Consider the following 13397-nt stretch of genomic DNA (forward strand, 5'->3'; position numbering starts at 1 on the left):
CCGGCCGTTGGGGGATTCGCTGCGGTAACTTTACCCGCCGGTCAAGTTAAATGTCCATAGCGGAATCGCCTGGCACACTTCGTTTCATGACATCGCAGAAGCCCGACGGTTCCGCCGCACCACGACGCGGCGGGCGCCCCACCCGAGAGCAGGCATCCCAACTCGACCAGGCCGTCCGCGAAGCGGCGCTGAAGCTGTTCCTCGAACACGGCTACGAGGGCACGTCCATGAACGCCATCGCCGCCGAGGCCGGCACCACCAAGCCGACGCTGTACGCCCGGTTCCCTACCAAGGAGGACGTCTTCCGGTCCGTACTCGGATGGGCGATCCAGCGGCCGAACTGGCCCGTCCCCGAACCGGAAGACCCGGACCTGGACGACCTTCCGGGCGCGCTGACCGCGATCGCCCAGGCTGCGCTGCGCCGCGCGCTCGATCCCTCGATGATCAAGCTCGAGCAGATCGCCATCGCGCACGCGTCGCGCTATCCCGACCTCGCCCGGCGCACGTACGGCACGGGATTCTGGCCGCGCCGGCAACTCGTCGCCGACCTGCTGCGACGGCACGCCGCGACCGGCGCGATCCAGGCCGACGATCCGGACGTGCTCGCCGAGCACTTCCTCGGCATGGCGACCGGTGCGCCCTCCCGGCTCGCCTCGTTCGGCATTCTCCGCAGCGAGGAGGAACAGGAACGGCACACGGCGATGGCCGTGGAGATCTTCCTTCGCAGCCTGCGACCGGACGCGCCCTCCGACCCCGCGTAGTTCAGCGTCCCGACGCCGCGGTCCGGAGGCAGAACGCGGTGATCCGCTCGATGTCACCGGGAGCCGGCACAATCCGTCGCCAGAGGTGATCGACGAGCATGCCGATCGTCGCGTGTGCGGCCAGGTTCGCATCGAACTGCGGGTCCACACTGCCCAATTCGGCGAAGGGCGCGTGCAGCAGGCCGGCGAGCGGGCCGCTGGGCGAAGGCGGACCGGACTCGCTGTACTCCCCCAGGCCGGCCGTGTTCCACAGCACCGCCCGGGTGGCCGCGCCGACGTCGTCGGCGCCCTGCGACATCACGCCCTCGACCCAGCGCCGGACCTGTCCCTCGGGCGTGGTTTCCTTGCTCATCTGATGGGCGACGTAGTCGCGCAGGCGCGCGGTGCCGTCCTCGAGGATCGCGGCGACGAGTGCGTCCTTCGACCGGAAGTGCCGGTAGAAGGCATCGTTCGACAGGCCGGATTCGGCGACGATGTCCGCGACCCGCGCGCGCGAGGCGGTGCCGGACTTCTTCATCACCACCACGGCCGCGTCGAGGAGACTGCGAACCTCGTTGGCGTAGTTGTCCCCTCGTTTCGCGAGCGTGCGCTGCGCGATCCGGTGGGCAAGGTCGTCGGCCGGTTCCGTCATGGTCATCCCTGTTCTAGGTGCTCATCGCGGCGCACACGCCTCCGTCGACGAGAAGATCTGTGCCGCTCAGGAAGCCCGCGTCATCCGAGAGCGCGAACGCTACCACGGCCGCGACCTCGTCCGCACGACCCGTCCTGCCCAGCGGGGTCTGCTGCACGAATCCGCCCATCCGGGGGTTGTGCTCCGCTTCCTGCCGCCCCTGCGGGGTGTCGATGATGCCCGGCGAGACCGAGCAGATCCGGGCCCCGCGCGGACCGAGCCGCACCGCCTCGCGGCGCACGAACCGCTGCACGCCGAGCTTGGCCAGCGCGTATGCGGCGCCGCTGTGCTCGACGGTCGGACCCGCCGCGTCGCGGATCCGGTCCAGGAACCGGGCGCCGAGCGGATCGTCGAGCACCTCGGCGACCTCGGGTGTCAGTCCCGATTGCGCCATCGACCCCGCCATCGACGCGAAGCACACGGTCGCGGTCCCGGCCGTGGCGAGCGGACGCAACGTTTCGGCCAGCATCGCGGTCGCGACGAGATCGACGGTGAAGATCTGCCGCCAGTCCGCCATCGTCGGCGAGATCCCCGCCGCGTGCGCCACCGCGCGCAGCGTGCCGAGTTCGGACACCCGATCGGCGAGGCGGGCGAGCGCATCGCCGTCGGTGATGTCGAGGACGATCGGCTCCACCGCACCCGCGGGGGCCAGTGCTTCGGCGGCGGTGGCAACGGTCGCGGCATCCCGGTCGGCGAGCAGCAGGACATCGACCGTCCCGGAAAGCCGTTGCGCGCAGGCGTACCCCATTCCCCGGCCCGCGCCGGTCACGACGCCCACCGTGGTCATGCGCCGGCCCCCCAGCATCGCTGCAGACCCTGCTCCGCGACGCGGGTGACGAGTTCGATCCGCAGTCCGGTCGTTCCGCGGAGGAACGCGAAGAACAGGCCTCCGTCGGACCCGGCGCGGGTGGCCTCGGTGACGAATCCCCGCGCGACCAGCGCCGCGGCGTCGGCCGCGACGTCGTCGGACCAGTATCCGGCGTGATGGATTCCGCCGCCGGCCTCCCACAACGTTCCCGGGACGCTGCGCACGACCTCGAGGCGGGGTTCGGTGATCGAGTAGGCGCACCGCAGCTCGACCGTGCGGTCGCCGGCGGGAAGCGTCACGGGCACCGCGCCGCCGACCTCCGGTCCCCACTCGTATCCGAGGAGCGCCGTGAACTCCTCGCGGGTCGCCTCCGGGTCGTCCGCCACGATGCCCAGGTGGAACAGGTCTTCGGCCTTCATCGCTCGCCTTTCCGCACACCGTCTGTGCAGTGCTGTTTCCCGTCTCAGAATTGCATTCTTGATTGCAAGAGTCATATTCTCACTCGTGGAGAGGAGACGCAATGGCATGGGATTTCGAAACCGACCCCGAGTACCAGGCGAAACTCGACTGGGCCGACGCGTTCGTGCGTGAAGAGGTCGAACCCCTCGATCTGGTGTGGGAACACGAACAGTTCGTTCCGCTCGACGGCGCCCGGCGCAAGGCGATCGATCCGCTGAAACAGGAGGTCCGGAAACAGGGTCTGTGGGCGACGCACCTCGGGCCGGAACTCGGCGGTCAGGGCTACGGCCAGCTGAAGCTCGCGCTGCTCAACGAGATCCTCGGCCGATCGAGCTGGGCGCCGATCGTGTTCGGCTGCCAGGCACCGGACACCGGCAACGCCGAGATCATCGCTCACTACGGCACTCCCGAGCAGAAGGAGCGCTACCTGCAGCCGCTGCTCGACGGCGAGGTGTTCTCCTCGTACTCGATGACCGAACCGCAGGGCGGGGCCGACCCGGCACAGTTCCGGACCCGGGCCGTCAAGGATGGCGACCACTGGGTGATCAACGGCTGGAAGTACTTCTCCTCCAACGCCCGGACCGCCGAGTTCCTCATCGTGATGGTCGTGACGGATCCCGACGTCCCGGTGCACAAGGGAACGTCGATGTTCCTCGTCCCCACGGACACCCCGGGTGTCGAGATCGTCCGCAACGTCGGGCTGTACGGCGAACCGATGAACGAGGGCACCCACGCACTGATCCACTACAACAACGTGCGGGTCCCCGCCGACGCGATGCTCGGCGAGGAGGGCGGGGCATTCGCGGCCGCCCAGGTACGCCTCGGCGGCGGTCGCATCCACCACGCCATGCGCACGATCGGCCTGGCGCAGAAGGCGATCGACATGATGTGCGAACGCGCCCTCAGCCGCGAGACGGCCGGCAGCCGGCTCGCCGACAAGCAGACCGTGCAGGGTTACATCGCCGATTCCTACGCGCAGCTCACCCAGTTCCGGCTGTTCGTGCTCAACACCGCGTGGAAGATCGACAAGTACAACGACTACAAGAAGGTGCGCAAGGACATCGCGACCGCGAAGATCGTGATGCCGACCGTGCTGCACGACATCGCTTGGCGCGCAATGCAGGTGCACGGTGCCCTCGGCGTCACCAACGAGATGCCGTTCTTCCGGATGATCCACGGCGCCGCGGTGATGGGTCTGGCCGACGGACCGACCGAGGTGCACAAGACGACCGTCGCCAAGCAGGTTCTGCGCGACTACAAGCCGATCGACGACATGTGGCCGTCGGAGTGGATCCCGAAGAAGCAAGAAGCCGCCCGGGCGAAATTCGCCGACTACCTCGAACTCGAAGTGGGGAACCTGTGATCGACACCGAACGCCTCGCCGCCTGGATGGACGAGCAGGGCCTGCCCGGCAAGGGAGCCCCGCTCGAGGCCGAGTACCTGTCCGGCGGAACCCAGAACGAGATCTACAAGCTCACGCGTGACGACTTCACGTGCGTCATCCGGATCCCTCCGGCCGGCGCGCCCGCCGACCGCGACAGCGGAATCATGCGCGAGTGGCGCATCATCCAGGCGCTGGACGGCACCGACGTCCCGCACACGAAAGCCGTGGCCGCGTGTGAGGACACGTCGGTGCTCGGCCGTTCGTTCTACCTCATGGGATTCGTCGACGGCTGGTCCCCGATGGACCACCGCGGCACCTGGCCCGCACCGTTCGACACCGACGTCGAGGCGCGAAAAGGACTGGCCTACCAGCTCGCCGAGGGCATCGCCCTGCTCTCGAAGGTCGACTGGAAAGCGCAGGGACTGCAGGATCTCGGCCGGCCCGAAGGCTTCCACGATCGGCAGGTCGACCGCTGGACCCGGTTCTTCGAACGGATCAAGGCGCGCGAGATCGAGGGCATGGATGTCGCCACCAAGTGGCTGCAGACCCACCGTCCGCTCGACTACGTCCCGGGTCTGATGCATGGTGACTACCAGTTCGCGAACGTGATGTACCGCAACGGTGCTCCCGCGAAGCTCGCGGCGCTCGTCGACTGGGAGATGGGCACCGTCGGTGATCCCAAGCTCGACCTCGGCTGGATGCTCATGAACTGGCCCGAGGACACGAACGCCATCGAGGACAGCGCGGTCAGCTACGTCGATCTGACCGGGATGCCGAACCGTTCGCAGATGCTCGCGCACTACGCCGACGTCTCCGGCCGTCAGGTCGACGACCTCGACTACTACCTGGTGCTGGCGAAGTGGAAGCTCGCCATCGTCCTCGAACAGGGCTTCCAGCGGGCGGGCGACGACGTCAAACTGCAGTCGTACGGTCCGGTCATCGTCAACCTCATGAAGTCGGCGGCGGAACTCGCCGAGTCGACGGACTACAAGGGATGACCGGCGGATACGACGGGCTCGTCACGGAGAGGCGCGGGCCGGTCCTGATCCTGCGCCTCGACCGTCCCGAGGCCCGCAACGCCCTGACCGGTCCGATGATGCGCGGCCTCGGCGCCGCCGCTCGCAAGGCCCAGAACGATCCGGAGATCCGGGCGATCGTCCTCACCGGCTCCGGCGACCGCGCGTTCTGCTCCGGTATGGATCTTCGTGTGTTCGCCGAAGGAAGGTCGGTGGGGTTCGACAACCCGGACGACGCCGACGCCTACCGTCGGCTGTCCGCCGGGGAACTCGCCGTCCCGGTGGTGGGCGCCGCCAACGGCACCGCCGTCGGGGGTGGGCTCGAACTGCTCCTCGGGTGTGACATCATCGTCGCGTCCACCGAGGCGAAGTTCGGTCTCCCCGAGGTGAAGCGGGGCCTGTTCCCGGGCGGTGGAGGCACGACGATCGGGACACGTATCCCCGTCGGCGCCGCACTCGAGATGACGTTGACGGGGGATCCGATCACCGCGACCCGAGGCTACGAACTCGGACTCGTCAATGCGGTGGTCGCCCAGGAGAAGGTGCTGGACACCGCGCTCGGATACGCGGAGCGGATCGCGGCGAACGCGCCGCTCGGGCTCGCCGCGTGCAAGGAGTTGGTCCGGCTGTCCGTGTCCGACTCCGCGCTCGCCGCGTCCCGACTGAAGGAATGGCAGAGCACCGTCTTCTCCAGTGCGGACGCCAAAGAGGGCGCGGCGGCGTTCGTCGAGAAGCGTGCCCCCGTATGGCAGGGCAGGTGATCCGCATGCGTGCAGCGATCTGCCCCGAATACGGATCCATCGACGTCGTTCGCGTCGGCACCCTCGATCCGCCCGCACTCGAGCCGGGCAAGGTCCGGGTGCGCGTCGCCGCGGCCGCGGTGAACTTCCCGGATGTCCTGCTCGTCGCCGACAAGTATCAGATCAGCGTTCCGCCGCCGTTCGTTCCCGGTAGCGAATTCGCCGGTGTCGTAGAGGAATTGGGCGACGGTGTCGACAGCTTCACGGTCGGTGACCGGGTCGTCGGCACCGGCATCGTCGGGGCGTTCGCGGAACAGGTCGTCGCCCCGGCACGGAACTTGACACCGATCCCGGACGGCGTCGACGCCCACGTCGCCGCCGCGTTCGGTGTCGCGCATCGGACCGCCTATCACAGTCTGCGGTCGGTGGCCGGGGTCCGCCCCGGCGACGAGGTGATCGTGCTCGGCGCCGGCGGTGGGGTGGGGCTCGCGGCGGTCCAGCTCGCCGTGGCCATGGGAGCGACCGTCACCGCGGTCGCGTCCACCCCCGACAAGCTGGAGGTCGCTGCGTCCTACGGGGCACGTCACCTCGTCGACCACCGCACCGTGGATGTGAGGGCGGCGCTGCGGGAGGCGCTGCCCGGTGGCGCCGACGTGGTGCTGGACCCGGTCGGCGGCGGCCTGTCCGAGGTCGCGTTGCGGACGCTACGACGCGGCGGCCGGTTCGTCACGATCGGCTTCGCCTCCGGCGAGATTCCGCGGATCCCGCTGAATCTCGTGCTCGTCAAGGGCGTTCGGATTCTGGGATTCCAATTTCAGGACCTTGATCCGGACGAGATGCGGCGCAACGAAATCGAGTTGCGCGAGCTGCTCGCGACCGGACGGGTCGTCCCGCACATCGGCGCGCGCCTGACTCTCGACGACACCGTCGAGGCGCTGCGCATGGTCGCCGACGGCCGGGCGATCGGCAAGATCGTCATCGACGTGGCGTAACCGCCCGGTGTGCCTTTGTGGCGGCCCTGACCGTCACAAAGGCACACCGGCGGCGAAGCCGCACTGCGTACTTATCCCACCGAAGCCAGGTCGCGCACCGAAGAGGTTCCGCTGCTGCGGAACGTTTCTGTGGTGCCCGGCGAATCCGCCGGAGCCGCTGCAGCCGCGAGCGCGTGGGACTTGAAGGCGCGTGCCGCCACGCTCAGCCGATGCTGGATCGAATCGAACTTCCGGTCCAGATCCGACGGCAGCGCATCGCCCCACACCGCGATGCGGGTGAGGCCGCTGTCGAGCGCGTCGAGCATGCCTTCACGGATTCGGCTGTCCGACTCGTACAGATTCACCGATACCGCAATGGATTCGGGCATCGGACCGATGGGCGAGGACAGCGCCGCCTCCAGATCGACGGTGGTCGCACCGAGGATCCGGATCGGGCGCACATCCTGGGGATCGGCCACGGCGACCGTGACATCCCAGCCGGCCATCACATGATCGAAGAGCCAGCCTCCCGCGAACTGGACGGCGTCGGCGACATTCGGTGCGACGACGGCCAGCCGCCTTCTCAGGTGGTGGCGTCGGGCATGAGCTGTCGAGTAAGCGACTGTATGTACTCCCGGAACACCGCGGTAAGAGGAATCGATGGATCGAGCAGCCATGAGGTTTCCATTCCGTTGAGAAAGGCGACGATCTCTACAGCCTTGGTCGCGGGGTCCACGTCGGCGCGATACCGCCCTGCGCTCTGGCCGCGCCGGATGCCGTCCTCGACGGTGTCCAGCGCGGCCCGGTATCGATCGAGCAGGCGACCGTGCAGGGGTGCCGCCGGATCGAGGTTCTCGATCACCAGCGTGGCGAACATCCCCACCAGTTCAGGTGAGCGTTCGAATCGTTCCGGCACCCTCCCGAGCTGTTCGAGCAGGTCGCCGGACCGATCCGCGTGTGCATCGTCGTCGCGGTCGCGGGCATCGAGCACCGCATGCAACAACTGGTCCTTGGACTCGAAGTGATGCAGCAGCCCCGCGGTGGTGACACCGGCCTCTCCAGCGATCTGGGCGAGGGTCGTGTTCCGCCAGCCGTTCCGCGCCAGCAGTCGCTGCGCAACGGAAAGAATGAGCTGACGGCGATCCTCGCCCTTGGAGAGGAGTGTGTCGTACGGCCTCGGTGCTGACACCTCACTCCTTTCGGACCAACCTACCTAGTACACAGTAGGTTGGTTTTCCGGATGTGACAAGGGTCTCATATCGAGCAGTTCCGTGCAGCAGCTCACACGGATTCCAAGTGCCCTTGCCTACAATTCGCCCGGCCTTCAGTCCACGAGTTCGACGACGGTCGCGTTGGCCGTACCACCGCCCTCGCACATGGTCTGCAGTCCGTACCGGAGCCCGTTGTCGCGCATGTGGTGGATCATCCGCGTCATGAGGATGGCTCCGGAACCTCCGAGCGGATGCCCCAGCGCGATCGCGCCACCGAGAGGATTCACCCGCGCGGGATCGGCACCCGTCTCTTCGAGCCAGGCCAGCGGCACCGACGCGAACGCCTCGTTCACCTCGAACACCCCGATGTCACCGATTCCCAGCCCCGCCTTCCGCAGCACCTTCTCTGTCGCCGGGATCGGACCGGTCAGCATGAGCACCGGATCGGAGCCGGCGACCACACCGGCGCGGTACCGCACGATCGGGGTGAGACCCAGTTCGCGCGCCTTCTCCGGCGTGGTGACCAGCAGCGCCGCGGCGCCGTCGGCGATCTGCGAGGAGTTCCCCGCGTGGATCACCCCGTCCTCCTTGAACACCGGCTTCAGGCCCGCGAGCTTCTCGACGGTCGTCCCGCGCCGCAGACCCTCGTCGCGCGCGACCGTCCCGTCCTCGGTCTCGACCGGCACGATCTGGGCGTCGAACGCACCCCGGTCGATCGCCGCCGCCGCCCACTCGTGGGACTGCGCCGACAGTTCGTCGAGCCGGGTCCGCGAGAACCCCCACTTCTCGGCGATCATCTCGGCGCCGATGCCCTGGTTGAACTGGAAATTGTCGTAGCGGGCGAGCGCGCGCGGCCCGTACGGCATGCCGTCGGCCCTCGCCGCGCCGAGCGGCACCCGGCTCATCGACTCGACACCGCCGGCGACCACGACGTCCTGCTGCCCGGACATGACCGCGTGCACGGCGAAGTCCAGCGCCTGCTGGCTCGACCCGCACGCCCGGTTCACCGAGGTGCCGGGGATGCTCTCCGGCCAGCCCGCCGCGAGCACCGAGTACCGGCCGATGTTGCTGGACTGGTCGCCGACCTGGGACACGCAACCCCACACCACGTCGTCGACGATCACCGGGTCGATCCCGGTTCGCTCCGCGAGCGCCGTGAGCACCACCGCCGACAGGTCCGCCGGGTGCACACCCGCCAGCCCGCCGTTGCGCTTGCCCACCGGTGTCCGGACCGCCTCCGCGATCACCACTTCACGCATCTTCTTCTCCCAATCGTCATTTGAGGACACGTCCCGCGGCGCTACCGTGCGCGGCCGACCGTCCACTGTCCCGTGAATCGCGGTTCCCGCTTCTCGACGAACGCCGAGAACGCCTCCGGCGCGTCGGCCGTCGCGAAATTCATTGCCTGCGCCCGCGCCTCGTTCGCGAGGGCGTCACGCAGAGTCCGGTCGGCACCCTCGTTGAGCAGTGCCTTGGTCTGGGCGAGCGCGATCGGCGGCCCCGCGACGAGCTTGCGTGCGAGTTCGTCGACGAACACGTCGATTTCGTCGCCCGGCACCACCCAGGTCACGAGATTCATCGCGTGTGCCTGCTCGGCATCGATCGTCTCCGCGAGCAACGTCAGGCGCTTCGCCTGCTGAAGGCCGACGAGCTTCGGCAACAACCAGGAACCACCGAGATCCAGCGACAGCCCCCGCTTCGTGAAGATCTGCGAGAACGTGGATTCGGGCGTGGCCACCACCAGGTCGCACCCGAGCGCCAGGTTCCAGCCCGCGCCCACCGCGACACCGTTCACCTTGGCGACTGTCGGCAGCGGCAGTTCGTGCAACAGCAGGGCGACGTCGGTCAGCGCCCGCAACTTGCGCATCGGGTGCGCGGTACCGGGATTCGCGATGTCCGCACCCGAACAGAACGCGCCGGCAGCACCGGTGATCACGAGGGCACGCACATCCGGATCGGTCCCGGCGTCGTCCAGGGCGTCGCGCAGGCACCCCCACAGTTCGGTGTCGATCGCGTTCTTCCGGCGCGGCCGGTTCAACGTCAGTGTCCGGACGCCGTCGCGGTCGTCACGCAACAGCACCGGCCCCTCGGACCGGGGTTCGCCCGTCACCGCCGGTACTCCGGGCCGATTGCGCCCTGCCGGCGCAGTTCCTCGATCTCGGACGGCGAGTATCCGAAGTCGGCCAGCACGCGGTCGGTGTGCTCACCGAGGCCGGGGACCGAGTCCATCCTCAGTTCGCGCCCGGCGACGATCGGCGGTGGCAGGATCGCCTGGATCGGACCGGCAGGCGTGTCGATCGTCCGCCACCGGTCGCGCTCGCTCAACTGGGGATGAGCAAGCACCTCACTCGGAATGTTGTAGCGCGAGTTGCCGATTCCTGCTTCGTCGGCCGTCTTCTGTACGTGGGCGAGATCGTGACGGGCACACCACTCGGAGATCGCCTCGTCGAGCACGGCACGGTTTCGGACCCGGTCGGAGTTGGTCCGGAACCGTTCGTCGTCCGCCAGATCGTCGCGCTGCAGGATCTCCCGGGCGAGCCGTTGCCATTCCCGGTCGTTCGTCGTGCCCAGGACCACCGTCTGCTCGTCCGCCGTGCGGTAGGCGCCGTAGGGTGCGACCGCCGGCGAACTCATCCCGAGCGGCTGCTGGTTCACGCCCGAATGCTGGGTGTAGGTCAGGGGGTAGCCCATCATGTCGGTCATCGTGTCGAACAGGCTCACCGACACCGCCTCGAGACCGCGGTTGTGCACGGGATTCCGCGCCTTTCCGAGCAACAACGCCAGAATCGACAGGGCCGAGTACAGACCGGTCGAGATGTCCGCGAAGGGCGGGCCCGGTTTCGCGGGCTCACCCGGGAAGCCGGTCACCGCACAGGATCCCGATTCCGCCTGCACGAGAAGGTCGTACGCGCGTTTGTGGGACAGCGGTCCCCCGGAGCCGTAGCCGTCGATCTCGACGACGATCAGCTCCGGGTACCGCTTCTCGAGTTCCGCGGCGGTCAATCCGAGGCGCGCGGTCGCACCGGGCGCGAGGTTGGACACGAGCGCGTCCGCCGACGCCAGCAGCCGGTGCAGCACTTCCAGTCCGGCATCGGACTTCAGGTCGAGCGTGACCGATTCCTTGCCCCGGTTCGCCCACACGAAGTGCGCGGCAAGACCGTTGACGACGTCGTCGTAATCGCGGGCGAAGTCCCCGCCCTTCGGGTTCTCCACCTTGATGACGCGGGCACCGAAGTCGGCGAGCACCCGCGTGGCCATCGGCGCCGAGACCGCCTGTTCGAGGGTGACGACGGTGACCCCGTCGAGCGGCCCGGCCGCGGCACCGGCGGATGCCGGTTCCGGTGTCATCACATCACCATTCCACCGTCCACCGGCAGCACCTGGCCGGTGACGAAGGAGGCGGCGTCGGACGCGAGGAACACGAAGGCTCCCGCAACCTCCGACGGTTCGGCCCAGCGGCGCAGCGGGATTCGGTTGAGCATCTGCTCGGCGAACTTCGCGTCGGTGCGAATGGTGTTCGTCATCGGGGTGGCCGCGAGCGGTGCAATGGCGTTGACGAGGATGTTCTTGCGGGCCAGTTCGCGCGCCAGGGACTTGGTGATACCGATGATGCCGGCCTTCGCCGCGGAGTAGTTCACCTGACCGAGCGTGCCCGTGATTCCGGCGGACGACGTGACGTTGATGATCCGGCCGGTGCCGTCGGTCGGGAGGAACGGCAGCGCTGCCTTGGCGCAGTTGAACGCGCCCAGCAGGTGGATGTCGAGCATCTTCTGGACACTCTCGGTCTCGAGGTCCTTGAACATCGCCGGTTCGGTGACCCCGGCGTTGTTCACCAGGATGTGCAGCGCGCCCTGGCCGAACCCGGCGGCACGGGCCGCGGCGGCGTCGGCGGCGGCGCGGTCGCGCACGTCGAGTCCGACGCTGTCGGCCTTGCCGCCGTTCGCGGTGATGCGCTCGGCGACGGCGGCCGCGGCGTCGGGGTCGATGTCGGTGACCATCACCGAGGCACCGGCTGCGGCGAGCGCCTCGGCGACCGCGGCGCCGATACCACCGGCCGCACCGGTCACCAGCGCCGACCGGCCGGTCAGATCGAACAACGGATTGTTTCCTGCCATCAGTAGCTCCTCGGCATTCCCAAAGTGTGTGATCCCAGATAGTTCAAAATCATTTCCTGACTGATGGGGGCGATTCGCATGACCCGAGCCTCACGGAAATAGCGGGCGACGTTGTACTCCTCCGAGTACCCCATCCCCCCATGTGTCTGCAGCGCGCGGTCGGCAGCGGTGAAACCTGCTTCGGCGCAGAGATATTTGGCGGTGTTCGCCTCACGTCCGCAGGGCTTGCCGTTGTCGTAGAGCCAGGTTGCCTTTCGCAACACCAGTTCTGCGGCGTCGAGATGCGCCAGCGAGTCCGCCAGCGGGAACTGGATTCCCTGGTTCATGCCGATCGGCCGACCGAACACCTCACGTTCGTTGCCGTACTTGACGGCTCGGTCCAGAGCGACCCTTCCGATGCCGAGAGCCTCGGCTGCGATGAGCATACGCTCCGGGTTCAGGCCGTCCAAGAGATACTGGAATCCCTTGCCTTCCTCGCCGACCCGGTCCTCGACGGGGACCCGGAGATCGTCGATGAACAGCTCGTTGGAGGACACCGCGTTGCGCCCCATCTTCCGGATCGGCCGGACCTCGACGCGGCTTCGATCCAGATCGGTGAGGAACAGCGTCATGCCGTCGGTCTTCTTCTCGACCTCGTCGTAACGCTGGGTTCGGGTCAGGAGGAGGATCTTCTCTGACTCCATCGCCTTGGAGATCCACACCTTGCGCCCGTTGACGATGTAGTGGTCGCCCTCGCGGCGAGCGAAGGTGGTGATGCGCGAGGTGTCCAGTCCCGCACCGGGTTCGGTGACACCGAAGCACACGTGCAGATCGCCGCTGGCGACCCGGGGCAGGGTCCGCTGCTTCAACTCGTCGGATCCGTGGACCACGACCGGATGCATCCCGAAGATGGACAGGTGGATCGCGGTCGCGGCGTTCATGCCACCGCCGGATCGCGCGACCTCTTCGAGAAGAATGGACGCCTCGGTGATGCCGAGGCCGTGCCCGCCGTACTCCTCCGGTGTGGTGATGCCGAGCCACCCGCCGTCGGCGAGCGCCTTGTAGTACTCCGTCGGAAATTCGTGCGCGAGGTCCTTTTCCATCCAGTACTGGTCGCCGAAGTTCTTCATCAGCTCGGCGACCGACTTGCGGATCAGTTCCTGGTCCTCGGTCAGCTCGAAACTCATGCCACCGGGCACAGCCATGTTCTCAACTTCTTTCGTCGGTTTCCCGTGGGGCCGCCGGATCGGGTCCGGCGACCCCACGGGACGTGATCGTCGGTA

15 protein-coding genes are annotated in these 13397 nt (G+C 67.9%); 5 read left to right on the top strand and 10 right to left on the bottom strand.

Annotation, left to right across the window (positions count from 1 at the left end):
- Window positions 1-86 precede the first annotated feature (86 nt).
- Complete coding sequence (locus ACWDTS_RS17545; protein ID WP_197257538.1) at window positions 87-761, top strand: TetR/AcrR family transcriptional regulator; 675 nt, start codon at window positions 87-89, stop codon at window positions 759-761.
- A gap of 1 nt (window position 762) precedes the next feature.
- Here the strand turns inward: ACWDTS_RS17545 and ACWDTS_RS17550 are convergent, their stop codons facing one another.
- The 3 genes from ACWDTS_RS17550 to ACWDTS_RS17560 are packed head-to-tail and all read right to left on the bottom strand — an operon-like array spanning window position 763 to window position 2658.
- A complete protein-coding gene (locus tag ACWDTS_RS17550; protein WP_450118701.1) occupies window positions 763-1392 on the bottom strand; it encodes a TetR/AcrR family transcriptional regulator in 630 nt (209 codons plus the stop codon).
- A gap of 13 nt (window positions 1393-1405) precedes the next feature.
- Window positions 1406-2218: an SDR family oxidoreductase gene (locus tag ACWDTS_RS17555; protein WP_197257534.1), complete on the bottom strand. Its 813-nt coding sequence runs from the start codon at window positions 2216-2218 to the stop codon at window positions 1406-1408.
- Window positions 2215-2658, bottom strand: coding sequence for a VOC family protein (locus tag ACWDTS_RS17560; RefSeq protein ID WP_197257532.1), 444 nt, complete (start codon window positions 2656-2658; stop codon window positions 2215-2217). The genes ACWDTS_RS17555 and ACWDTS_RS17560 overlap by 4 nt, the downstream gene beginning before the upstream one ends.
- 101 nt (window positions 2659-2759) lie before the next feature.
- Here ACWDTS_RS17560 and ACWDTS_RS17565 point away from each other — a divergent pair, with 101 nt between their 5' ends.
- Genes ACWDTS_RS17565 through ACWDTS_RS17580 form a run of 4 tightly spaced genes read left to right on the top strand, consistent with a single transcriptional unit; the run spans window position 2760 to window position 6830 of the window.
- Entirely contained in the window at window positions 2760-4061 is a 1302-nt protein-coding gene (locus ACWDTS_RS17565; RefSeq protein ID WP_197257530.1) for an acyl-CoA dehydrogenase family protein, read from the top strand.
- Window positions 4058-5080, top strand: a complete 1023-nt coding sequence (locus ACWDTS_RS17570; RefSeq protein ID WP_450118702.1) for a phosphotransferase family protein — start codon at window positions 4058-4060, stop codon at window positions 5078-5080. Before ACWDTS_RS17565 ends, ACWDTS_RS17570 begins: the two co-directional genes overlap by 4 nt.
- Window positions 5077-5859, top strand: a complete 783-nt coding sequence (locus tag ACWDTS_RS17575; protein WP_450111215.1) for an enoyl-CoA hydratase/isomerase family protein — start codon at window positions 5077-5079, stop codon at window positions 5857-5859. Before ACWDTS_RS17570 ends, ACWDTS_RS17575 begins: the two co-directional genes overlap by 4 nt.
- Before the next feature lie 5 nt (window positions 5860-5864).
- On the top strand, window positions 5865-6830 hold the full coding sequence (locus ACWDTS_RS17580; RefSeq protein WP_450111216.1) for an NADPH:quinone oxidoreductase family protein: 966 nt from the start codon (window positions 5865-5867) through the stop codon (window positions 6828-6830).
- A 71-nt stretch (window positions 6831-6901) separates the two neighbouring features.
- On the opposite strand, the gene ACWDTS_RS17585 is transcribed toward ACWDTS_RS17580, so the two are convergent.
- From ACWDTS_RS17585 to ACWDTS_RS17615, 7 genes are all read right to left on the bottom strand, one after another.
- The gene (locus ACWDTS_RS17585) at window positions 6902-7315 is read right to left on the bottom strand and encodes a hypothetical protein (protein ID WP_450118703.1); all 414 of its coding nucleotides are present in this window, start codon (window positions 7313-7315) and stop codon (window positions 6902-6904) included.
- Between the two features lie 77 nt (window positions 7316-7392).
- A complete protein-coding gene (locus tag ACWDTS_RS17590; protein ID WP_248673421.1) occupies window positions 7393-7998 on the bottom strand; it encodes a TetR/AcrR family transcriptional regulator in 606 nt (201 codons plus the stop codon).
- A 135-nt stretch (window positions 7999-8133) separates the two neighbouring features.
- Entirely contained in the window at window positions 8134-9279 is a 1146-nt protein-coding gene (locus ACWDTS_RS17595) for a thiolase family protein (RefSeq protein ID WP_248673422.1), read from the bottom strand.
- Window positions 9280-9320: 41 nt separating this feature from the next.
- Window positions 9321-10130: an enoyl-CoA hydratase/isomerase family protein gene (locus tag ACWDTS_RS17600; RefSeq protein WP_450118704.1), complete on the bottom strand. Its 810-nt coding sequence runs from the start codon at window positions 10128-10130 to the stop codon at window positions 9321-9323.
- Window positions 10127-11368 carry a CaiB/BaiF CoA transferase family protein gene (locus ACWDTS_RS17605; RefSeq protein WP_450118705.1) on the bottom strand — a complete coding sequence of 414 codons (1242 nt, stop codon included), beginning with the start codon at window positions 11366-11368 and terminating at the stop codon, window positions 10127-10129. Before ACWDTS_RS17605 ends, ACWDTS_RS17600 begins: the two co-directional genes overlap by 4 nt.
- On the bottom strand, window positions 11368-12135 hold the full coding sequence (locus ACWDTS_RS17610) for an SDR family NAD(P)-dependent oxidoreductase (RefSeq protein WP_197257518.1): 768 nt from the start codon (window positions 12133-12135) through the stop codon (window positions 11368-11370). Before ACWDTS_RS17610 ends, ACWDTS_RS17605 begins: the two co-directional genes overlap by 1 nt.
- On the bottom strand, window positions 12135-13301 hold the full coding sequence (locus ACWDTS_RS17615; RefSeq protein WP_197257624.1) for an acyl-CoA dehydrogenase family protein: 1167 nt from the start codon (window positions 13299-13301) through the stop codon (window positions 12135-12137). Before ACWDTS_RS17615 ends, ACWDTS_RS17610 begins: the two co-directional genes overlap by 1 nt.
- Window positions 13302-13397: the final 96 nt, after the last annotated feature.

Source organism: Rhodococcus sp. NPDC003383 (genome assembly GCF_053589115.1).